The organism is Dehalococcoides mccartyi (assembly GCF_001889305.1).
Lineage (GTDB): Bacteria > Chloroflexota > Dehalococcoidia > Dehalococcoidales > Dehalococcoidaceae > Dehalococcoides > Dehalococcoides mccartyi_A.
This window is the reverse complement of record NZ_CP013074.1, coordinates 578,872-600,346: the sequence shown is the minus strand read 5'-3', so window position 1 is coordinate 600,346 and position 21,475 is coordinate 578,872. Positions and strand designations below refer to the sequence as shown.

At 49.3% G+C, this 21,475-nt stretch carries 14 protein-coding genes; 9 read left to right on the top strand and 5 right to left on the bottom strand.

The window, feature by feature from the left end; genetic code table 11:
* Positions 1 to 46: 46 nt before the first annotated feature.
* From ASJ33_RS03205 to ASJ33_RS03190, 4 genes are all read right to left on the bottom strand, one after another.
* Positions 47 to 595: an epoxyqueuosine reductase QueH gene (locus ASJ33_RS03205; RefSeq protein ID WP_023652113.1), complete on the bottom strand. Its 549-nt coding sequence runs from the start codon at positions 593 to 595 to the stop codon at positions 47 to 49.
* Positions 585 to 1,634: a Holliday junction branch migration DNA helicase RuvB gene (gene ruvB, locus ASJ33_RS03200; protein ID WP_023652112.1), complete on the bottom strand. Its 1,050-nt coding sequence runs from the start codon at positions 1,632 to 1,634 to the stop codon at positions 585 to 587. The genes ASJ33_RS03205 and ruvB overlap by 11 nt, the downstream gene beginning before the upstream one ends.
* Positions 1,635 to 1,837: 203 nt before the next feature.
* Positions 1,838 to 5,725, bottom strand: coding sequence for a DNA-directed RNA polymerase subunit beta' (gene rpoC, locus ASJ33_RS03195; RefSeq protein ID WP_012881860.1), 3,888 nt, complete (start codon positions 5,723 to 5,725; stop codon positions 1,838 to 1,840).
* Positions 5,712 to 9,530 (bottom strand): DNA-directed RNA polymerase subunit beta, encoded by a 3,819-nt coding sequence (locus tag ASJ33_RS03190; RefSeq protein WP_023652111.1) that lies wholly within the window; start codon positions 9,528 to 9,530, stop codon positions 5,712 to 5,714. Before ASJ33_RS03190 ends, rpoC begins: the two co-directional genes overlap by 14 nt.
* 402 nt (positions 9,531 to 9,932) lie before the next feature.
* Between ASJ33_RS03190 and ASJ33_RS03185 the strand changes: the two genes are divergently transcribed.
* From ASJ33_RS03185 to pdxT, 5 genes are all read left to right on the top strand, one after another.
* Positions 9,933 to 10,850: a bifunctional riboflavin kinase/FAD synthetase gene (locus ASJ33_RS03185; protein ID WP_041331705.1), complete on the top strand. Its 918-nt coding sequence runs from the start codon at positions 9,933 to 9,935 to the stop codon at positions 10,848 to 10,850.
* 6 nt (positions 10,851 to 10,856) lie between these two features.
* Entirely contained in the window at positions 10,857 to 12,047 is a 1,191-nt protein-coding gene (tyrS, locus tag ASJ33_RS03180) for a tyrosine--tRNA ligase (protein WP_041330762.1), read from the top strand.
* A 59-nt stretch (positions 12,048 to 12,106) separates the two neighbouring features.
* Positions 12,107 to 13,195, top strand: coding sequence for a pyridoxal-phosphate-dependent aminotransferase family protein (locus tag ASJ33_RS03175; RefSeq protein ID WP_041330761.1), 1,089 nt, complete (start codon positions 12,107 to 12,109; stop codon positions 13,193 to 13,195).
* A 1-nt stretch (position 13,196) separates the two neighbouring features.
* Entirely contained in the window at positions 13,197 to 14,777 is a 1,581-nt protein-coding gene (gene serA, locus ASJ33_RS03170) for a phosphoglycerate dehydrogenase (protein WP_023652107.1), read from the top strand.
* Between the two features lie 75 nt (positions 14,778 to 14,852).
* A complete protein-coding gene (pdxT, locus tag ASJ33_RS03165) occupies positions 14,853 to 15,440 on the top strand; it encodes a pyridoxal 5'-phosphate synthase glutaminase subunit PdxT (protein WP_023652106.1) in 588 nt (195 codons plus the stop codon).
* A 72-nt stretch (positions 15,441 to 15,512) separates the two neighbouring features.
* Here the strand turns inward: pdxT and ASJ33_RS03160 are convergent, their stop codons facing one another.
* Positions 15,513 to 16,841 (bottom strand): DUF1015 domain-containing protein, encoded by a 1,329-nt coding sequence (locus ASJ33_RS03160; protein ID WP_023652105.1) that lies wholly within the window; start codon positions 16,839 to 16,841, stop codon positions 15,513 to 15,515.
* Between the two features lie 144 nt (positions 16,842 to 16,985).
* Between ASJ33_RS03160 and ligA the strand changes: the two genes are divergently transcribed.
* Genes ligA through eno form a run of 4 tightly spaced genes read left to right on the top strand, consistent with a single transcriptional unit; the run spans position 16,986 to position 21,420 of the window.
* Positions 16,986 to 19,019 (top strand): NAD-dependent DNA ligase LigA, encoded by a 2,034-nt coding sequence (ligA, locus tag ASJ33_RS03155; protein WP_041331702.1) that lies wholly within the window; start codon positions 16,986 to 16,988, stop codon positions 19,017 to 19,019.
* A complete protein-coding gene (gene pth, locus ASJ33_RS03150) occupies positions 19,019 to 19,588 on the top strand; it encodes an aminoacyl-tRNA hydrolase (protein WP_023652103.1) in 570 nt (189 codons plus the stop codon). Before ligA ends, pth begins: the two co-directional genes overlap by 1 nt.
* A 47-nt stretch (positions 19,589 to 19,635) precedes the next feature.
* Complete coding sequence (locus ASJ33_RS03145) at positions 19,636 to 20,115, top strand: TIGR00725 family protein (protein WP_041330759.1); 480 nt, start codon at positions 19,636 to 19,638, stop codon at positions 20,113 to 20,115.
* An 18-nt stretch (positions 20,116 to 20,133) separates the two neighbouring features.
* A complete protein-coding gene (eno, locus tag ASJ33_RS03140; RefSeq protein ID WP_041330758.1) occupies positions 20,134 to 21,420 on the top strand; it encodes a phosphopyruvate hydratase in 1,287 nt (428 codons plus the stop codon).
* The last annotated feature ends 55 nt before the right edge of the window (positions 21,421 to 21,475 follow it).

Genomic DNA, 21,475 nt, shown 5'->3' with positions numbered 1-21,475 from the left:
TATATTTTAACATACCTGCCCGGATAAAAGAGTACAAAATAGCCTATTAGGCAGGCGAATCCGCCTTGCCGAATCTTTCATACTCACTATATATACACCCGCAGTACTGCTGGCGATAAAGGTCTAAGGGTTTGGTAATATGGCGGCTGTCCGAATAACGTTTTCGAAGGTCTGCATAGGCAAATTTGATCCCCGTTTCCTTAGCCAATATTTCAGCCGCACAAACTGCATCAGCATGTTTCTGGTGAGGGCTGATAAAAAGGCTTGAGGAAAAATATTCGTACCCATGCTGTGCGGCATAAGCGGCAGTCTGCCCCAGACGCATATCAAAACAGATTCGACAACGCCCATCCACATTTGCGGCTACATTTTTAAAATATTCGGCCATTTGATATGAAGGCTCTGTTATAAGCTCAAAACCCATTTCATCTGAAAGTTTCTCCATAGCCTCAAGTCTGCTTTGATGCTCAGTAAAGGGGTGAATGTTGGGGTTGTACCAGTAAACACTGACCAGAAAACCCTGTTCCTGCCAGTATTTGAAAGAGTAAGCGGTACAATGGGCACAGCAACCATGGAGAAGAAGTTTAGGTGCCATTCTCCGCCCAAAGTCCCTGCTGGGTATTTTTATCAGCCGGATAAGGTATACTCAAGTGCTGGTAAGCCAAACGGGTTGCCTGACGTCCTCTAGGTGTTCTTTCCAAAAAACCCAGTTGGAGCAGATAAGGTTCATAAACGTCCATAATCGTATCCGCTTCTTCGGAAATAGCCGCGGCAATAGTTTCAAGACCCACCGGTCCTCCCCCGAATTTATGGATAATGGTTTTTAAAACCTTGTGATCAATCTCATCCAGCCCCAATTTATCCACTTCCAAACAGGCCAGAGATTCCGCTGCAATATCCCCGGTAATCAGCCCGTTTCCCTTTACCTGGGCATAGTCCCTCACCCGCCGAAGCAAACGGTTTGCCACTCTAGGAGTGCCGCGGGAACGGCAGGCTATCTGATGAAGACCATTTTCATCTGCTTCCACCCCTAGTATACGGGCGGAGCGGCGGACAATATCATATATGGCTTCTTCATCATAAAAATCCAGACGGAATATAGAACCGAAACGATCACGCAAAGGTGCTGAAAGCATGGCATAGCGGGTGGTCGCCCCTATCAGGGTGAAATGTGGCAGTTTAAGCCTGAGGCTTCTGGCGCCCGGCCCTTTTCCTACCATTATGTCAAGTGCGTAGTCTTCCATAGCCGGATAAAGGACTTCCTCTACATTCCGGCTAAGGCGGTGTATTTCATCTATAAACAGGATATCAAAGGGCTTCAGATTGGTCAGAATAGCTGCCAAATCACCCTGCCTTTCAATGGCCGGACCGGAGGTAATACGGATATTCACCCCCATCTCCAAAGCTATGATATGCGAAAGAGTGGTTTTCCCTAATCCCGGCGGCCCGTAAAGCAAAACATGGTCCAGCGCCTCTCCCCTTTGCTTGGCCGCCTGTATGGCTACCCCAAGATTATCCTTGAGGCGCTTTTGACCTATAAAATCAGACAGGCAACGGGGGCGAAGGCTGGTATCCAGCTTGGCATCATCGGCGGCCAGTTTCCCGGATATAAGACGCTCTTTTTCCTCTGACATTTGAAGTATTATAGCACAAATATTCCAAAACACTCTCTAAAGTCTGGTGTCAAAAGAATTTCTCTCAGTCATTTACGGCAGGAGGAGTGACATTAAAGTGAAGTATACAGAGATAAGCTAGAACCGTATGCTCCTAACTATCCCTCACAAAAAGCAGAGGGGCTAAAAGCCCCTCTGCCACGATAGTAAAAACACTAGAGAACCTAAAGGCAATTTTCCGGCAGACTGCTCACAGCGGGTGCAGAAGCTGCAGCGGCAATACGTTCCGCTCTTTCAACTGTAGCTTCCTTGCAGGACTTACACTGGGCAGGTATAAGCTTGCCTATGATAACATTTTCCTTAAGGCCGGACAGCTTGTCCACCTTGCCGTAAATGGCGGCATCAGTAAGGACGCGGGTGGTCTCCTGGAAGGAGGCCGCCGCTAGCCAGCTTTCGGTGCTGAGTGAGGCACGGGTGATACCCATAAGCACGGTATGGGCAGTTGCCGGTTCGCCGCCTTCGGCCAAAACCTTGGCATTGATATCCTCATAACGGAACTTGTCCACCAGTTCACCCGGAACAAGGTCTGTATCACCGGAAGAATCAATACGTACCTTGATAAGCATCTGGCGGGCAATAACCTCTATGTGCTTATCATTGATATGTACACCCTGAGAGTAGTAGACCTTCTGGACTTCTTCAACCAGATACTTCTGAACAGCATCCCTGCCCAAAATGGATAGAATATCCTGCGGGTTTATAGAGCCGTCAGTCAGCTGCTGACCGGCACGGACACTATCCCCGGTTTTAACCTTTATCTGCATGGCGGCAGGTATAGCGTATTCGCGTTCTTCACTTTCGCTGTACTTGATGGTAATCAGATTGCCATCCACTGAAACTTCACCAGCCACTCTGGCAACTACATTCTGGTCGCTCTGAACAACAGCTTTGGACTTGCCTTCCATTTCAGGCGAAGCCAGTACCATACCGGAATCCACCCACTGACCGCTTTGAACCTGAGTCTTCCAGCCGGAAGGTAATTCGTATTCATCCTGATAGACCTCATCTGAGGCTATGCGGATATGGCGGCCATTTTCATTTTCAATAACTTCTACCGCACCGTCTATCTCAGAGATTATAGACTGAACCTTGGGCGGGCGGGCTTCAAAGAGTTCTTCAACTCTGGGAAGACCGGTAGTAATATCTACGCCTACCACACCGCCGGTGTGGAAGGTGCGGAGTGTCAGCTGGGTACCGGGTTCACCGATACTCTGGGCGGCAATAATGCCTACGGCGGTATTCATGTCTACCAGACGGACACGGCCAAGGTCACGCCCGTAACAGCGGCGGCACATGCCGTGAGTAGCTTCGCAGGTAAGAGGAGAACGCACAAAGACCTCGGTAATACCAGCCTCGCCGATAGCCTTGGCCTTAGCTTCGTCAATCTCTTCATTGTTTTCCACAATAATTTCGCCGGTTTGGGGGTGAACCACATTATGAGCAGCCCAGCGGCCAAGTACACGGTCAACCAGCGGTGGCAGCATACCCTTTTCTTTGGGCTCTACTATCCAGGTACCATTTGAAGTGCCGCAGTCTTCCTGAAGAATGATAACATCCTGTGTTACGTCTATAAGACGGCGGGTCAGATAACCTGAACCGGACGTACGCAAAGCGGTATCAGCCAGACCTTTGCGGGCACCATGGGTAGATATAAAGTACTCAAGGGCAGTCAAACCCTCACGCAGGGAAGACTTGATGGGGAAGTCGATAATACGGCCGGAAGGGTTAGTCATAAGGCCGCGCAGACCAGCCATCTGGCGTATCTGGGAAATGTTACCTTTAGCACCAGAGTTAGCCATCATGTAAACAGAACCCTGTTTGTCAAAGCCAGCCTGAATGGCGTCCGTAATGCGGTCAGTCGTTTCCATCCACGTTTCAATAATACTATTGTAACGTTCATCCTCGGTGATAAGACCGCGGGCAAACTGCCCTTCGGAAATTGCAGTCCGCTCATCAGCAGCGGCTACCAGTTTAGCTTTTTCACGCGGTACTGAAATATCACTCATGGCAATAGAAATGCCTGAACTGGTGGCGTATTTGAAACCAAGCTGTTTAATCTTGTCCAGCATGATAGCCATATCCTGGCTGGAAAGTATCTTGTAACAACGTCCGATTATCTTTTTAATGGCGGATTTGGGTATGTCCATATTCTGAAACTCTACAGCCTTGGGCAGGACATCATTGAATATAATCCGCCCGGTAGTGGTTTCCAGCATATTCCCTTTGCCGTCACGTACCTTGATAATGGCACGGAGGTCAATAATACCCATTTCGTAATAATGTTTGGCTTCTTCAAAGTCACTGAAGACTTTACCCTCACCTTTTGCGCCCGGACGGGTGGTTGTCAGGTAATAACAACCAAAGACCATATCAAGACTGGGGGAGACCACCGGCTCACCGCTGGAGGGAAGCATCATATTATGAATGGACAGCATGGTTTCACGGGCTTCTTTCACGGCCGCCTTGGAAAGAGGCACGTGGACAGCCATCTGGTCACCATCAAAGTCAGCGTTAAATGCTGAACAAACCAGCGGGTGAAGCCTGAGGGCACTGCCGTCAATGAGTACCGGCTCAAAGGCCTGGATACTAAGGCGATGCAGAGTAGGAGCACGGTTAAGCATAACCGGCCTCTCCTTGACCACCTCTTCCAAAATATCGTAAACCTCAGGGCGGGCACGCTCTACCAAACGGCGGGCACTCTTGATATTAGGGGCTAACCCGTCTCGTACCAAACGGTGCATGACAAAGGGTTTAAAGAGCTCAAGTGCCATACGGCGGGGCAGACCGCACTGTGAAAGTTTGAGTGAAGGGCCTACCACAATAACCGAACGGCCTGAGTAGTCAACACGTTTACCCAGCAGATTCTGGCGGAAGCGTCCCTGTTTACCGCGAAGCAAATCAGAAAGCGACTTGGCTTTGTGGTCACCATTTACAGCTACGCTCTTGCCGCGGCGTCCGTTATCAATCAGTGAATCCACCGCTTCCTGGAGCATACGTTTTTCGTTGCGGATAATAATCTCCGGAGCCCCGATTTCCATCAGGTGCTGGAGACGGTTATTGCGGTTAATAACCCTGCGGTAAAGGTCATTTAAGTCACTGGTGGCAAAACGGCCGCCGTCAAGCTGAACCATAGGACGCAGGTCCGGCGGCAGTACCGGCAGAACCGTCATAATCATCCACTCCGGCTTGTTGCTGGAACGGCGGAAAGCCTCTACCAGCTGAAGCTGTTTGCCAGCCTTTTTGCGGCGCTGGCCGGAAGTAGAGCGGGTTTCCTGAATAAGTTTGCTCCGCTCCTTGTCCATATCAATGTAAGAAAGCAGTTTTAACAAGGCCTCAGCACCCATAGATGCTTCAAAAACATTGCTGAAACGCTGTTTCAATTCGTAATACTGGTTTTCGGTCAACAGATTACCTATTTGCAGGTCTTTCAGTTGGTCTATAAGCAGCTGGATATCTTCTTCCATTTGCTCACGTTCAGCTGAAAAATCACGGCGAACCTGATTAATAGCTTCAACAGTGGCATCTTCAGCTTCCATCTGGGCAACCTTGGTATCTACCTCGCTGCCCTTATCAGCCACCCGCTGGGATGAAATAACCTCAAGGTCTTTAATAGCTTTTTCACGGGCTTCATCATTTACCGCAGTGATAATGAAATGGGAATAATAAATAATCCTTTCAAGGCTACGGGTAGAAAGATTAAGCAGCAGGCCTACCCGGCTGGGAATCCCGCGGGTGAACCAGATATGGCCTACCGGACAGGCCAGTTCAATATGCCCCATCCGTTCACGCCGTACCTTGGCACGGGCAATTTCCACGCCGCACTTATCACATATAATGCCCTTGTAGCGGATACGTTTGTATTTGCCGCAAGCACACTCAAAGTCCTTAATAGGGCCAAAAATGCGCTCACAGAAAAGACCGTCCCGCTCCGGCTTTAACGTACGATAGTTTATGGTTTCAGGTTTGGTAACCTCACCATAAGACCAGCTTCGTATCTGGTCAGGGGAAGCCAGCGAAATCCGTATAGCATCAAAATCATTAACTTCGTTCATCGTTTTCGGATACCTCTTCATCATTTGATGACATTGCCAAATCTTGATCGTCAGCATCAATTACCGACATCATGGAGTCTTCTATATCCTCTGTGCCTGCATACAGGGTTTCAGGAAGTATTTCAGCAGAAATATCATCACTCCCCGGCTGGTTTCCTTCATTCAGAGAGGCTACTTTCTCGGATGGAGCAATTTTAACTTCTTCATTTATCACTTCAACTGCCAAACCCAGACTCTGCAGTTCCTTTACAAGCACCTTGAAGGATTCGGGTACACCGGGCTGGAGTACATCCTCCCCCTTTACAATAGATTCATAAGCCTTGGCTCGCCCGGCAATATCGTCTGACTTGATAGTCAGCATCTCCTGAAGGTTATGAGCTGTACCATACGCGTACATGGCCCAAACTTCCATTTCACCAAAGCGCTGGCCGCCGAACTGGGCTTTACCGCCAAGAGGCTGCTGGCTGATAAGTGAATACGGACCGGTTGCACGGGCATGTACCTTGTCTTCCACTAAGTGGATAAGTTTAAGGATGTACATATTGCCTACGGTTACCGGCTGGTCGAAGGTTTCGCCGGTGCGGCCGTCACGCAGTACTGATTTACCCACAATAGGCGAAGGCAGGCGGTTTTGGCTGCTTACTTCGTAAGCTCTCTTTTCCAGTTCAGCCCCGCTTAAAGCAGAAGCATCTACCCCCATATCCTTAAGCCAAAGCTTAAGGCTGACCTCCTTGGCCAGACCAGGGTGTTTTTCATCAAATATCTTCTTGCCGTCAAAGCCCTGCTGTTTTATCCACTCTATAGCCTTGGCATTATCTGCGCTGGGGCGTTTGTTTTCAGGGCTCATGTCTATTGCACCAGCCTTGGTTGAAAGCCAGGAGCGGGCTAAAGCGTCTTCAATAGCGGTATCATCCGCCCCGTCAAATACGGGGGTAGCCACTCTGAAGCCCAGCAGATGTCCTGCCCAACCCAGATGGGTTTCCAGAATCTGTCCCAGATTCATGCGTGAAGGTACGCCGATGGGATTCAAAACCACATCTACCGGGGTGCCATCAGGCAGATAAGGCATATCCTCTACCGGGGCAATTATAGAGATAACACCCTTGTTGCCATGGCGGCCAGCCAGTTTGTCACCCACTGAAACCTTGCGTTTCTGGGCAACCCAAACCTGCACCCATTTGTTCACTCTGGCAGGCAGGTCGTCACCGCTGTCACGGGAGAAGACCCTTACATTTATAACCTTACCCCATTCACCATGAGGCATACGGAGTGAAGTGTCCTTAACTTCGCGGGCTTTCTCGCCGAAAATGGCCCGAAGGAGTTTTTCTTCTGCTGAAAGCTCGGTTTCACCCTTGGGGGTGATCTTACCCACCAGAATATCATCCGGGCCAACTTCAGCCCCTATGCGGATAATACCGTCTTCATCCAGTTCGCGCAGGCTTTCTTCACCTACGTTGGGAATATCACGGGTGATTTCTTCAACACCCAGTTTGGTATCACGGGCCTCAAGCTCATGCTTGGTAATATGAATAGAGGTAAAGGCGTCTTCCCTTACCAGACGTTCGCTGAGGATAATAGCATCTTCATAGTTAAAACCCTGCCAGCTCATAAAGGCCACAACACAATTTTGACCCAGAGCCAGTTCGCCGTTTTCGGTAGCAGAGCTATCAGCCAGTACCTGCCCGGCCTCTATCTTCTGTCCTTTATTTATAACGGCATGCTGATTTATACATGTACCCTGATTGGTGCGGACAAATTTCTTGAGCAGATATTCATCATGTCCGCCGTCAGCGGTGCGGATTATTATTTTCTCGCTGGTAACCGAAGTAGCTACACCGGCGCGCTTGGCAAAAATAACCTGACCGGAGTATCTGGCTGCTTCGCGTTCCATACCGGTTGCTACCATGGGGGCTTCTGCCCGAAGCAGAGGCACAGCCTGGCGTTGCATGTTGGCACCCATAAGGGCGCGGTTGGCATCGTCATGCTCAAGGAACGGAATAAGCGAAGCCGCTACGCTGAAAATCTGTTTGGGTGAAACATCCATGTAATCAATCTTTTCGGGGGGCTCTATTACATAGCGTTCAGCCAGACGGGCTTCAATCCTTTCATCAAGGAAATAACCTTTATCATCCAAACGGGTATTAGCCTGGGCGATAATATAGCGGTCTTCTTCGTCTGCAGGCATATATTTGACTTCGGCAGATACAAACGGCATAACCTGAATATCACACTCAGGCAGCTTTGAAATGAGCTTAAAGCTGTCTTCGGTAATGATAGTACCGGCAGCCGCAAGAACCTTGCCTTTTTCACTGACTTCGGTCTTCAGTTTAAGACCAACCAGTTTTTTATCACTATTTTTCAGTTTGGAATAAACCTTGCGGTAGGGAGTTTCCACAAAGCCGTAGCGGTTAATCCGGCTATAAGTAGCCAGAGAACCGATAAGACCAATATTCGGGCCTTCAGGCGTCTCAATGGGGCAGATACGCCCGTAATGAGAGTAATGAACGTCACGAACGTCAAAGCCGGCTCTTTCGCGGGAAAGACCGCCGGGCCCCATGGCGGACAGACGGCGTTTGTTGGTTATTTCAGCCAGAGGGTTAGTCTGGTCCATAAACTGGGAAAGCTGTGAACCACCAAAAAACTCTTTAACAGCTGAAACCACCGGGCGGATATTAACCAAGGCACTGGGAGTAACCATTTCCAGATTGACAATGCTCATTCTCTCACGGGCAACTCTCTCCAAACGTACCAGACCTATGCGGAACTGGTTCTGAACAAGTTCACCCACAGTGCGGATTCTGCGGTTGCCCAAATGGTCAATATCATCCGGAGTATCCTGTCCGTTATTGACCATGATAATCCGCTGGATAATGGCTACTATGTCCTCACGGGTAAGGGCACGGTTTTCACCAACCTCACGGGCCGGCAATTCCAGACGGCGGTTAACCTTGTAACGGCCTACCTTACCCAGATCATAGTGCTGGGGGTCAAAGAACATTTCGTTAATAAGTTTGCGGGCGTTGTCCGCATTGGGCGGATCACCGGGGCGCAAACGGCTGTAAATATCAATAAGGGCACTTATTTCATCCTTTATAAGCGGATCACGGTCAATGCTGGACTGGATATAATGGCGTTCGGGGTCATTATCAATAACCTCAAACAGGTTTAAAATATCCAAATCGTCAGAATAACCTATGGCCCTCAGAAGGGTACTGACGGGAATCTTGCGGCGCCCGTCAATTTTTACTGAAATAACATCCCGGTTGGAGGTTTCAAACTCCAGCCAGGCACCCCTGCTGGGAATAAGGTTAGTATGGCAGAGAGGGCGGCCGGTGGCCGGGTCATCTGAAATGGTAAAGTAAACACCCGGTGAACGCAATAGCTGGCTGACAACTACCCGCTCCGTACCGCTGGTAATAAATGTACCCAAAGCGGTCATAAGTGGGATATCCCCGAAGAACAAATCAAAGGGTTCTTTGATTTCACCGGTAGTTTTTACTATCAGCCTGGCTTTTACATATAGGGGCACAGAGTAGGTCTGGTCACGCTGGGTGCATTCGTACTCGGATAAACGGGGCTCTCTGAATTCATAGCCGATGAATTCCAGTTCCAGCCTGTTTCCCACAAAGTCTTTGATTGGAGAAATCTCCTCAATCAGTTCACGGAGACCCTCCTCCTGAAACCAGACAAAAGACTGCAGCTGCATCTCTATCAGGTTAGGTACATTGACAACCTCGGGTAATTGGGCATAAGATTTGCGGATTACACCAGTGGCGGCGTCGGCCTTAGGTAACATAGATACCATGTCTGCTCCTTATTATAATCTCAAGGGACGTCGTTGCGCTAAAAAACGAAAGCGCACAATAATGCGGCTAGAAGAAAAAATCGCTGTTTTTGGTTTGACATTTTTTTTGGAGGCATAATTTGCAAATAATAATGGTACTCCTGTAAGCACAGTTTGTCAAGCATTATACCAGTTTTTATGTAATATAAATAGCCTGTTTTAAAGGAAAAAGTACTCTTTCCCGAAAATATTTTATCTGCCCCCCTTTTCCTTATATATAATGAAATTGACGTACCTATAGCCTTGTGTTAGTATAAAACAGGTTTAAAAGTAATGTTCCGGCAGGGGTTTTATATTTCAGAAAGCCCCTTTTTCTTTGTCAGATATTTAAACGAAATATTTAGCAAGAGGTTGGCAACTTTTATGACACTCCTTGAAGAAGAAATTATCCGCCATTCCTCAGACCAAAATACCCTTGTTACCATAGGAGTTTTTGACGGTGTTCATCTGGGGCATCAGCACCTTATAAACGAGCTTAAAAAACAGGCCAAAGAACGTAACCTGCAAAGCTGCCTTATCACCTTTAAAGACCACCCCAGCAAAGTGCTTGGGCAGGATGATATTAAACTGATACTAAGTTTGGAAGAACGCAATCTGGCGCTTTCGCAAATGGGGCTTGACCAGATAATAATGCTCTCTTTCACCCCTGAAATCTCCACTGTCTCCGCCACCGACTTTGTAGGCTATCTGCTGGACCACCTGCATATGAAAGGCATTGTGGTAGGTTCGGATTTTGCTTTGGGCAGAAACCGGGCTGGAGATGCCACTGCTCTTAGGCGGCTTAGCCATATTATGGACTTCAGCGTTTCGGTAGTATCACCGGTAGTTATAGAAAACCAGATAGTCAGCTCTACTGCCATCCGCCAGGCACTGCTTTCCGGCAATGTCAGCAAAGCCCGTCTGATGCTGGGAAGAAACTATCACCTCCGCGGGACTGTTCAAAACGGGGCAAACCGGGGTACGAAGCTGGGCTTCCCGACCGCCAACCTTACCCTGCCCGGTTACCTGGCCTTGCCGGCAGACGGTGTTTATGCCGCCAAAGCATTTTTAGGCGAAAAAAAGTATAACGCGGTAGCAAATATAGGCTCATGCCCCACCTTCGGGCAGGAGGAACACCGCCTTGAGGTACACCTGCTGGATTTTGCAGGTGATATAAGGGGTCAAGTACTTAAGGTGGAATTTGTAGAATTTTTACGGCCTGAAATCTGCTTCGCAGATGCCGAAGCCCTGAAAACCCAGATTTCAGCTGATATATCAAAAGCCAGAGATATACTGAGGTAATACCAGATGAACCAAGCGGAAAACCGGATAGACCAGATTTTGAAACGGGGCGTAGCCGAAGTAATTGTAGAAGAAGACTTTAAAAAGCTGCTTCTTTCGGGTAAAAAGCTCCGCCTGAAAGAAGGCTTTGACCCCAGTTCGCCAGATATCCATCTGGGACACATGGTAGCCCTTAGGAAACTCCGCCAGCTTCAAGACTTGGGGCATCAGGTAGTTTTGATAGTGGGAGACTGGACCGCCCAGATTGGTGACCCTTCCGGCGCTTCTGTCACCCGCCCCATGCTTTCAGCCGAACAGGTAAAGGCAAATGCCAAAACCTATCTGGAGCAGTTTTTCAAGATTGTAGATAAAGATAAAACCGAAGTCCGCTGGCAAAGCGAATGGTACGGTAACTTTAAACTGGAAGACGTAGTCCGCCTTTCTTCCAAATTTACCGTAGCCCAGATGCTGGCCAGAGACGATTTTGCCAAAAGATATGCCGTCGGCAAACCCATCAGCGTAACCGAACTGCTCTACCCCATGCTTCAGGCCTATGACTCTGTCATGGTGAAATCTGACGTGGAGTTCGGGGGGACAGACCAGAAGTTTAATTTGCTGGTAGGGCGTGAACTGCAGGAAATGCTGGGGCAGAAACCCCAGCAGGTGCTAATGGTACCTATACTGGTAGGCACTGACGGCGTCCACAAAATGAGCAAGAGTCTGGGCAACTATATCGGTGTAGCCGAAGAGCCCACTGAAATATTCGGCAAGTGTATGTCTATCCCGGATGAGCTGATACTCCAGTATTTTGAACTGGTGACCGACATACCCGCAACCGAAATAGCTGATTTTAAAAACCAGATGGCAAACGGTCTGATAAACCCCATGGTACTTAAAAAACGCCTGGCCCGCGAGCTGATAACTCAGCTTTACAGCACAGCTGCCGCCGAAGAGGCGGATGCCCAGTTTACCCGGGTGGTGCAGCGGGGTGAAATACCGGAAGATATGCCGGAATGCCGCCTGGAAAACGGTGAGGGCATCTGCGTGATAGATTTTATTATCAAGGCGGACCTTGCCAAGAGCAAAAGCGAAGCCCGCCGCCTGCTGGAACAGGGCGGGGTGGAAATAAATTCCGCTAAAATATCAGACCCCGGTACAACTGTAAAATGCGGTGATATAATAAAAGCCGGCAAGAGACGCTACTCCAAAGCTGTTTAGAATTTTGCTAAAAGCAATATTTTTTATATACTAAAGGTAATATTTGAAAAGGAGCCAGTATGCAAAACCTGAGAATCCCCGGACCTACCCCCTGTCCTGAAGAAGTCTTAACCGCCATGGGCCAGCAGATGATAAACCACCGCGGACCCGAAATGGCAGCTATCATGAAAGAGGTAGCTGAAAAACTGAAGTATTTCTTCCAGACAAAGAATGATGTCTTGGTGCTCACTGGCTCAGGTACTGGCGGCCTTGAGGCCGCGGCTGTCAACTTTTTATCTCCCGGTGAAACCGTACTAAGCGTTTCCATAGGTGTATTCGGCGAACGCTTTGCCAAGATTGCCTCCATTTTCGGGGCTAAGATAATTGCCCTTAATTTTGAGCACGGCAAAGCGGCTGATCCCGCTCTGGTCAAAAAGGCTCTGATGGAACACCCCGAAATAAAAGCGGTGCTGGTCACCCACAATGAAACCTCCACCGGCATCACCAATGACCTTAAGTCTTTGGCGGCTGTAGTAAAAGGCGCCGGCAAACTGCTGCTGGTAGATGCCATTTCCAGCCTCAGTTCCATTGACCTGCCGGTTGACGAATGGGGTTGTGACGTAGTTGTATCCGGCTCACAAAAAGGCTGGATGGTTCCCCCCGGTCTGGCTTTTATTTCTGTCAGCCCTGATGCATGGAAAGCCAATGCCGAATCCAAGATGCCCCGTTTCTACTGGGACTTGGCTAAACACAAAGCCAGTATTGAGAAAGGGCAGACACCTTGGACACCCTGCGTTTCAGTTATTGTAGCTTTGCACAAAGCTTTGATTATGATGGAAAAAGAAGGTATGCAGAATATCTTCAAACGCCACCAGAAAATTGCTGACTTTACCCGCAAGGGTGTCAAAGAGCTGGGTTTGACCCTGCTTGCCGAAGAAAAATATGCATCCAACACCGTTACTGCGGTTTTGGCTACCGAGGGGCTTGACCCCAAGAAGCTCTTAAAGGTAATGCGCGAAGAATACAACACCGTGCTGGCCGGCGGACAAGGCCCTCTGGAAGGCAAGATTTTCCGTATAGGTCATCTGGGTTGGGTAACCGAAAACGATATCAAAGTTACACTGGATAATCTTAAATCAGCCCTGCCCAAGGCAGGTTTCAGGAGTTAAAATGAAAAAAGTACTGGTAAGCGATGCACTCTCCGCAACCGGATTATCACCCCTTAAGGAGATTGCACAGGTAGATGTAAAGACCGGCCTTAAACCGGAGGAATTGGTAAATATTATCGGTGAATATGACGCTCTGCTGGTACGCAGCCAGACCCAGGTCACCGCTGATATTATCAATGCCGGTAAAAAATTGCAGGTTATCGGCCGGGCCGGAGTGGGCGTAGATAATATTGACTTAAAAGCTGCCACCGGTAACGGTATTATCGTGGTAAATGCCCCCACCGGCAACACTATCTCCGCTACCGAACATACCCTGGCCCTTATGCTGTCTATGGCTCGCCATATTCCCAGAGCCAACGCCAGCCTGAAATCCGGCCAGTGGAAACGCAATGAATTTGTGGGCTCTGAACTTAAGGGCAAAACACTGGGCATTGTAGGTTTGGGCAATATCGGCTCTGAGATAGCCAAAAGGGCTTTAGCTTTGGAAATGCGGGTTATAGGTTATGACCCCTTTATATCTATGGAACGTGCCAAAAAACTGCAGGTAGAACTGGTACCCTTTGAAGACCTGCTGAAACAGGCTGACTTTATCACCCTGCATGTTCCCATGACCGGCCAGACCAAGGGACTTATCGGCCCCAAGGAACTGGAGATGATGAAACCCACCGTCCGCCTTATCAATACCTCCCGCGGCGGCATCATAGACGAAGAAGCACTGGCAGCAGCCATCAAGGAAAAACGTATCGGCGGTGCCGCTATTGACGTTTTCTCCAAAGAACCCTGCACCGAAAGCTGCCTTTTTGAGTGTGACAATATTATTGTTACCCCCCACCTGGGTGCTTCCACTGCCGAAGCTCAGGAGCTGGCTACCTCTGACGTAGTCAAACAGGTAATAGATGTATTTGAAGGCCGCCCTGCCCGCTACGCCGTAAATGCACCCTATATCTCGGCCGAAAGCCTGCCGGTAGTTGGTCCTTTCATGCCGGTTGCCCGCACAGTGGGCAGCCTGGTAAGCCAGCTGACTGACGGGCACATGAAAAATGTGACCATTAAATACTGCGGCGAACTGGCCGCTTATGACACCACCGCCCTGAAGGCCCTGGTGCTGGGCGGTATACTTGAACATATCAGCGAAGAACGGGTAAACGTGGTCAATGCTGATATCGTAGCCGCGCAGCGCGGGCTGGGTGTAACCGAACAAAAAGAAGCAGCCTGCCAGAATTTTTCCAGCCTGATTACAGTCACCATAGATACCGATAACGGTAAATCCAATACGGTTGCCGGCAGTCTGGTACGCGGTGATGTACACATTGTGAAATTGAATGATTACTGGATAGATATTGTACCTACCGGCGGTTATTTCCTGTTTGCAGACCATATAGACCGCCCCGGACTGATAGGTGCGGCCGGCAAGATTACCGGGGATGCAGATATCAACATAAGCTATATGCACCTCAGCCGCCAGAAAGCCAGAGGGCAGGCCCTGATGATACTGGCTCTGGATGAACCCCTGCCGGAAAAACAGCGCCAGCAGCTGCTGTCTCTGCAGGACGTTCAAACTGTCCAAGTTGTAAAAATCTAGTCTTTTAGAGTTTGTGGTAATATATGGCAAGGCTACCGCTTAAATTGCTGGTAGCCTTGCCTATTTGAGGAATAAATGAAAATCGGTGTACTGGCCCTGCAAGGGGCATTCCGGGAACATATACATATGCTGCGCACGCTGGGAGCGGAAGCGGTGGAAGTACGCAAGGCTGAAGAACTGTCTGAACTTTCTGGGCTTATTATTCCCGGCGGTGAAAGCACCACCATAACCAAGCTCCTTTACACATTCGGCCTGGCCAAGCCTGTAAAAGATTTAGCCCGTAACGGCATGCCCGTTTGGGGTACCTGTGCCGGTATGATTTGCCTTGCCAAAGAGCTAAGCGGAGATATCTCCGGGGTAAAAACGCTTGAACTTATGGATATAACTGTCCGTCGGAATGCCTTCGGCAGGCAGGTGGACAGCTTTGAGGCAATGCTGAAGATAAAAGGGCTGGAAGGCGGGGATTTCCCTGCAGTATTTATCCGCGCCCCTCTAGTGGAAAAAACCGGCAAAGGTGTTGACATACTGGCCAAGCTACCTGACGGGATTATAGTGGCAGTAAGGGAGAATAACCTTCTGGCAACATCGTTCCACCCCGAACTCTCTGCGGATAACCGCTTTCACCGGTACTTTATCCAGATGGCCAAAGATTATAAGCCCTGATTAAAATATTTAGGTAAAATCATAAAGGGGAGGTTTTCACCTCCCCTTCTTTGTTTTATAAACCTATGTGGTTTACTTTTTAGTACTTGCCTCAGAGTCAAAACGGTAAACTACCAAGCCCGAAGGCAGCTTGGGGAAGAAGTAAGTGGATTTGCGGGGCATGCGGTCAGATACATCTGAAATAGCCTTGATAATTTCCGCCTTCATAGGATTCAGAATAAAAGCCATCTGGAATTCACCAGATTTCACCCTTGAAACCACATCATTACGGTCAAAATTGAAAGATATGCGTGGGTCCTCCACCGTCTTCAGCCCCATCAGCTCCTCAAGGATAATATGGTCAAGTACACTAACATCCAGTTTCTTATATATATCAGAATGGAAATACGGCATAAGATTACTGGCGGTCTCAACCTCACGCAGGGTCAGCAAGGTAAAATTCTCTGTGCCGCCCAAACCATACATAGCCAAGCGGATTTTACCCTCTTCTCTAAGAGCCTTATCCAGAGTATCCCAAGCACCAGGCAGTTTGGCAGGTATAGTAGTTACATCAAAGAAGGAAGCCAGTTTAGTCTTAAGGTTTGACAAGGTATTTGCATCCATACCACCCAGCAGGCGGTGTGCCGGCAAAACTACCAGACCGGGATCGGCAAAATCTACCAAGGTCATCATTACAAAATTAACCGGGTCATCAGAGGGCAGCTGAGGGTTGCCGGCCAGACGTTCACGCCTATAAGTCAAGGCACTTTCATAGCGGTGATGCCCGTCAGCTATATAGATGGGTTTCTTGTCAAACAAAGCTGTCACCTTGGCTATAGCAGAATCATCGGTGACTACCCAAAGTTCGTGGCGTTCGCCTTCAATATTCATGCTGACAGCCGGCTTGCCGCCTGTTTGGATTTCCAATACCCGGTTTATATCTTTTTCAATATCCTGATACAGCCCGTACACCGGGCTGGTATTGGCGCGGACGGCTGAAATGAGGTTAATCCTATCCCTTTTAGGTTCGGAAAGTGTGCCCTCGTGGGGGCGGATAACCATCCTGTCCCATTCCTCAAGCCGCACTCTGGCAATAATTCCCCGTCTTTTATACTGTTTGCCGAACACACTGAAGTAATGGTCATGTATATATATAGCTGCCTTCTTTTCAGCAGTTATTACCCGTTCACCTATCCATTTTTCCAGTATGGCGGCGGCACGGGTATAGCGGTTGTCTACAACATTATCTTGAGGGGTAGGCTGGCTATATTCCAAACGTATATAGTTGTATGGGCTGCGTTCTTTAAGGGCTTTTTCCTGTTCAGGGCTGATAATGTCATAAGGCGGACAGATAACATCTGCCATATCGTCCACAAACATAGGGTTGTAACGTAATCCATGAAAAGCCCGAACTTCAGCCATTTTTCTAGCTTCCTCTCACAAAATTCTGGTTTTAGTTTAACTTAGAACGGCGTCTGACGCAAGCCCCTGTCAAACGTAAGCGGCTATACTTTTGTACTTGCTCTAAACAGGGGCTGTGATATACTAATAATCTGTATGGAAGATATGTTTTCCCCCCGAACTGAAATAGAAAACCTGAGGCGTGAAATAAACCGCCATAACCAATTGTATTACGTTCAGGATAACCCTGAAATCTCTGATTCCGAATATGACGTCTTGCTCCGCCGTCTGAAAGAACTGGAAGAAGCCCACCCTGAGCTTGTTACGGCGGACTCACCCACCCAAAGAGTGGGTGCCGAGCCGCTAAAGGCCTTCGGCATCGTCAATCACCCCTATCCGCTGCTTTCCCTGGCAAATGCCTTTTCAGATGAGGAACTGGAAGCATGGTATCTGAGGGTAAAAAAACTGCTGGGAAATGCCGCTTTTCAGATAGACTGCGAACCCAAAATGGACGGGCTGGCAGTTGCACTTACCTACCGAAACAGCAAGTTTACCACCGGTGCTACCCGGGGTGACGGCTTTCAGGGCGAAAATATTACCCGAAACCTGAGAACTATCCATTCTATACCCTTAAATACCGAGGAGGACGCCCCCCCTGTTTTTGAAATAAGGGGGGAAGTGTATCTTCCAAAAGAAGGCTTCGCCAAACTCAACCGTGAAAGGGCTGATAAAGGACTATCCCTTTTTGCCAACCCCCGCAATGCCGCCGCCGGTTCACTCCGCCAGCTTGACCCGTCAGTAACGGCCGAAAGACCGCTGGATATATTTATTTATGCTCTGGGGTATGCGGAAGACAGCCTGCTGCCTGACAGCCACTGGCAGATACTGGAGTACTTCAGCCGCCTGGGTTTCAGGATAAACCCGCGTAACCGTCTGGTAAACACCCTGGAAGAAGCCAAAGAATACTACCGTGAGATGGCGGAAAACCGGGATTCCCTGCCCTACGAAGCAGACGGGGTAGTATTCAAGGTAGATTCCGTATCCCTGCAGCAAAAACTGGGGGATGCGGGACGTGAACCCCGCTGGGCTATCGCCTATAAATTTCCGGCCGAACAGGTCACTACCCTCCTTAAAAAAATAGGCATATCGGTAGGCCGTACCGGCACTTTAAACCCGTATGCCATCCTTGAACCGGTAAATGTAGGCGGGGTAGTGGTAAAACAGGCCAGTTTGCATAACGAAGATGATATCCTCCGCAAGGATATCCGTGAAGGGGATACGGTAGTAATCCAGCGGGCAGGCGAAGTAATACCTGAGGTAGTTGCCCCGGTGCTGGCTAAACGCAGCCCCGAATCAAAACCCTTCAGCATGGAGGAAACCCTGTTTAACCCCAAACTTAGCCGCCCGGCCTGCCCAGTGTGCGGAGGGGAAATATACCGCCCCGCAGGCGAGGCTATGCACTACTGTGCCAACGTTTCCTGCCCCGCCCAGTTTGAACGCCAGCTGGAACACTTTGTCTCCAGAGGGGCTATGGATATCCGCGGCATCGGCGAAAGCCTGAGCGTGATACTGGCACAACAGGGATTGGTCAAAAACGTATCTGACCTTTACTACCTGACTGCGGCTGATTTACTGAAACTGCCGCGCATGGGTGAAAAAAGTGCGGATAATATAATAAAAGCTATTGCAGACAGCAAAACCCGCCCGCTGGACAGGGTAATATTCGGGCTGGGTATCCGCCACGTGGGGAATGAGACAGCCGCTTTGCTATCCAGCCGCTACGGGGATATATGGGCACTGGCTGGGGCAGGGCTTGATGAACTGCAAACCATACCGGATATAGGTGCCAAGATAGCCAGCAGCATAAAAGCCTATTTCAGCGAAGAAAAAAACATAGCGGTCATCCGCCGTTTGGAAACAGCCGGAGTAAAGCTTGCTTCAGACCAAAAGCCCTCACATAAACCTCTGCCGCTTTCCGGAGTGGAGTTTGTAGTTACCGGCAAACTGGAAAGTTTAAGCCGCGAAGAAGCACAGCAAAAAATCCGCTCACTTGGCGGCACGGCCAAGGACAATGTCACCAACGCAACCCGCTATCTGGTGGTAGGTGCTGATGCCGGCTCCAAGCTGGCCAAAGCCCGCAGTATGGGGGTAAAAGAGCTGTCCGAACAGGAATTTATAAATATGCTGGAGCAATCTTGATGAAACTTATTATCGGGCTGGGAAACCCCGGCAAAGAATATTCGGGCAACCGCCATAACGTGGGTTTCCAGTGCCTGAGCCGTTTTGCCAAAGACAACCATATCAGCTTTGACAAAAAATGCTGCCTTTCCCGCACCGGTTCAGGACGCATAAATGATGAGGAAATAGTGCTGGCCAAACCCCAGACTTATATGAACCTCTCCGGCAAGGCCGCCAGCCAGCTGCTTCGCCGCTACAACCTTAAAGCCGCTGATATTATTGTAGTGCAGGATGATTTGGATTTACCTGCGGGCAAAATACGCCTGCGGCTGGGGGGAAGTGCCGGAGGGCATAACGGCATTTCATCTATTATTACAGACATCGGCACCAAGGAATTTATCCGCCTGAAAATAGGTATCGGCAAGCCGGATAGCCGGAATAACGGAACTGAGGTGGTAGACCATGTACTGGGCAACTTCGGCGAGGAAGAACGGGAGATTATGGACAAGGCTATTACCCGTGCTTCCGAAGCACTCACCTGCCTGCTGACCTATGGGCTGGATACCGCCTCCAACCGTTTCAACTCTTAAATCTTTGCCTCAAATAGCACGGGGGTGTTATAATTCCCTTGCTTTTCATGGATAATAAACGTATTTTCATTGCGGTTATAGGTGCCTCCAAAGCCACTCCTGAGGAAACCCGTTTGGCAGAGGAAGTGGGCAAAGAACTTGCGCTTAGACAGGTTACACTTGTCTGCGGGGGCATGGGCGGGGTAATGGAAGCCGCCTGCCGGGGCGCGTCCTTAAACGGTGGGCTGACCATAGGCATACTGCCGGGAAACAGCCGCGAAGAGGCTAACCCGTATGTCCAAATACCTATAATAAGCAGTATAGGCTTTGCCCGGAATGTCATGGTGGTCAAATCTGCCCAGGCAGTTATTGCGGTGGGCGGTGCTTACGGAACATTGTCTGAAATAGCCTATGCCCTCCAAAGCGGACTGCCGGTAATCACTTTAAACAGCTGGTCAATGAGCCAGAACGGCAAGGCTGACGGCGCTGTAATCGAAGCCGGAAATGCCCTGGAAGCGGTTACAATGGCTCTGGATTTAATAAACTAATACGAGTGTGAGGTAATTGTGTCTGCAGTAGTCAAGTCTATCAAGGCCAGAGAGATACTGGATTCCCGTGGCAACCCCACCGTTGAAGCGGATGTAGTTTTATCTGACGGCTCTTTCGGCCGGGCGGCTGTACCTTCGGGTGCTTCTACCGGCAGCCATGAAGCCGTGGAACTGCGTGACGGAGACAAATCCCGCTATAACGGGCTTGGCGTACAAAAGGCAGTCACTAATGTAAACACCACTATTGCTAAGGCCATATCCGGTTTCAAAGTATCAGACCAGCAGGGGCTGGATAATCTTTTGCTAGAACTGGACGGCACTCCCAATAAAGCCAAGCTGGGGGCTAACGCTATGCTGGCCACTTCGCTGGCAGTTGCCCATGCCGCAGCCGCATCCTGCCATATGCCTCTTTACCGTTACCTGAACAACTGTGACGAATACATCCTGCCCGTACCCATGTTCAATATATTAAACGGCGGCAAACACGCCTCAAACTCCACTGACTTTCAGGAGTTTATGGTGATGCCCACAGGTGCTAAAAGCTTTGCCGAGGCACTCCGGATGGGTACCGAGGTTTACCACAGCCTGAAAAAAGTGCTGAAAGGTATGAACCAGAATACTACTGTAGGTGATGAAGGCGGTTTTGCCCCTTCCCTACCCACCAATAAAGATGCGGTGGAAGTAATACTGAAAGCCATTGAAAAAGCCGGCTACCGCCCCGGTGAAGATATATTCATAGCCCTTGACCCGGCCTCAAGCGAACTTTATCAGGAAGGCAAATACACCCTGGCAACTGAAAATAAAACCCTCAGCAGTGCCGAAATGGTGGATTACTGGTGCGGCTGGGTGGAAAAATACCCCATAATCAGTATTGAAGACGGCCTTTTTGAAGATGACTGGGACGGCTGGAAAATGCTTACTAAAAAAATCGACAGCAAGGTTCAGCTGGTGGGTGATGATTTTTATGTCACCAATATAAAGCGGCTGGAAAGGGGTATAAAAGAAAATGCCTCCAACTCCATACTTATTAAACTTAACCAGATAGGCACTTTGTCTGAAACTATTGCCGCTATCAAAATGGCAAATAATTCCGCCTGGACGGCAGTGGTCAGCCACCGCAGCGGAGAAACCGAAGACACTACTATTGCAGATTTGGCTGTGGCCATGAATGCCGGCCAGATAAAAACCGGCGCTCCCTGCCGCGCAGAACGCACTGCCAAATATAACCGCCTGCTCCGCATTGAAGAGGAACTGGGCGGAAAGGCCAAATACCCCGGCAAAGAGGCCTTTTTCAACCTAAAATAATTATAAAAGGATATAGAAACCCTCTGGATGCAGCCGGCAACCGGTGAAAACCCTC

Excerpts from the sequence above, each read along its gene's own strand:
- ASJ33_RS03205 (WP_023652113.1), bottom strand. The coding sequence starts at position 595 with ATGGCACCTAAACTTCTTCTCCATGGTTGCTGTGCCCATTGTACCGCT.
- ruvB (WP_023652112.1), bottom strand. The coding sequence starts at position 1,634 with ATGTCAGAGGAAAAAGAGCGTCTTATATCCGGGAAACTGGCCGCCGAT.
- rpoC (WP_012881860.1), bottom strand. The coding sequence starts at position 5,725 with ATGAACGAAGTTAATGATTTTGATGCTATACGGATTTCGCTGGCTTCC.
- ASJ33_RS03190 (WP_023652111.1), bottom strand. The coding sequence starts at position 9,530 with ATGGTATCTATGTTACCTAAGGCCGACGCCGCCACTGGTGTAATCCGC.
- ASJ33_RS03185 (WP_041331705.1), top strand. The coding sequence starts at position 9,933 with ATGACACTCCTTGAAGAAGAAATTATCCGCCATTCCTCAGACCAAAAT.
- tyrS (WP_041330762.1), top strand. The coding sequence starts at position 10,857 with ATGAACCAAGCGGAAAACCGGATAGACCAGATTTTGAAACGGGGCGTA.
- ASJ33_RS03175 (WP_041330761.1), top strand. The coding sequence starts at position 12,107 with ATGCAAAACCTGAGAATCCCCGGACCTACCCCCTGTCCTGAAGAAGTC.
- serA (WP_023652107.1), top strand. The coding sequence starts at position 13,197 with ATGAAAAAAGTACTGGTAAGCGATGCACTCTCCGCAACCGGATTATCA.
- pdxT (WP_023652106.1), top strand. The coding sequence starts at position 14,853 with ATGAAAATCGGTGTACTGGCCCTGCAAGGGGCATTCCGGGAACATATA.
- ASJ33_RS03160 (WP_023652105.1), bottom strand. The coding sequence starts at position 16,841 with ATGGCTGAAGTTCGGGCTTTTCATGGATTACGTTACAACCCTATGTTT.
- ligA (WP_041331702.1), top strand. The coding sequence starts at position 16,986 with ATGTTTTCCCCCCGAACTGAAATAGAAAACCTGAGGCGTGAAATAAAC.
- pth (WP_023652103.1), top strand. The coding sequence starts at position 19,019 with ATGAAACTTATTATCGGGCTGGGAAACCCCGGCAAAGAATATTCGGGC.
- ASJ33_RS03145 (WP_041330759.1), top strand. The coding sequence starts at position 19,636 with ATGGATAATAAACGTATTTTCATTGCGGTTATAGGTGCCTCCAAAGCC.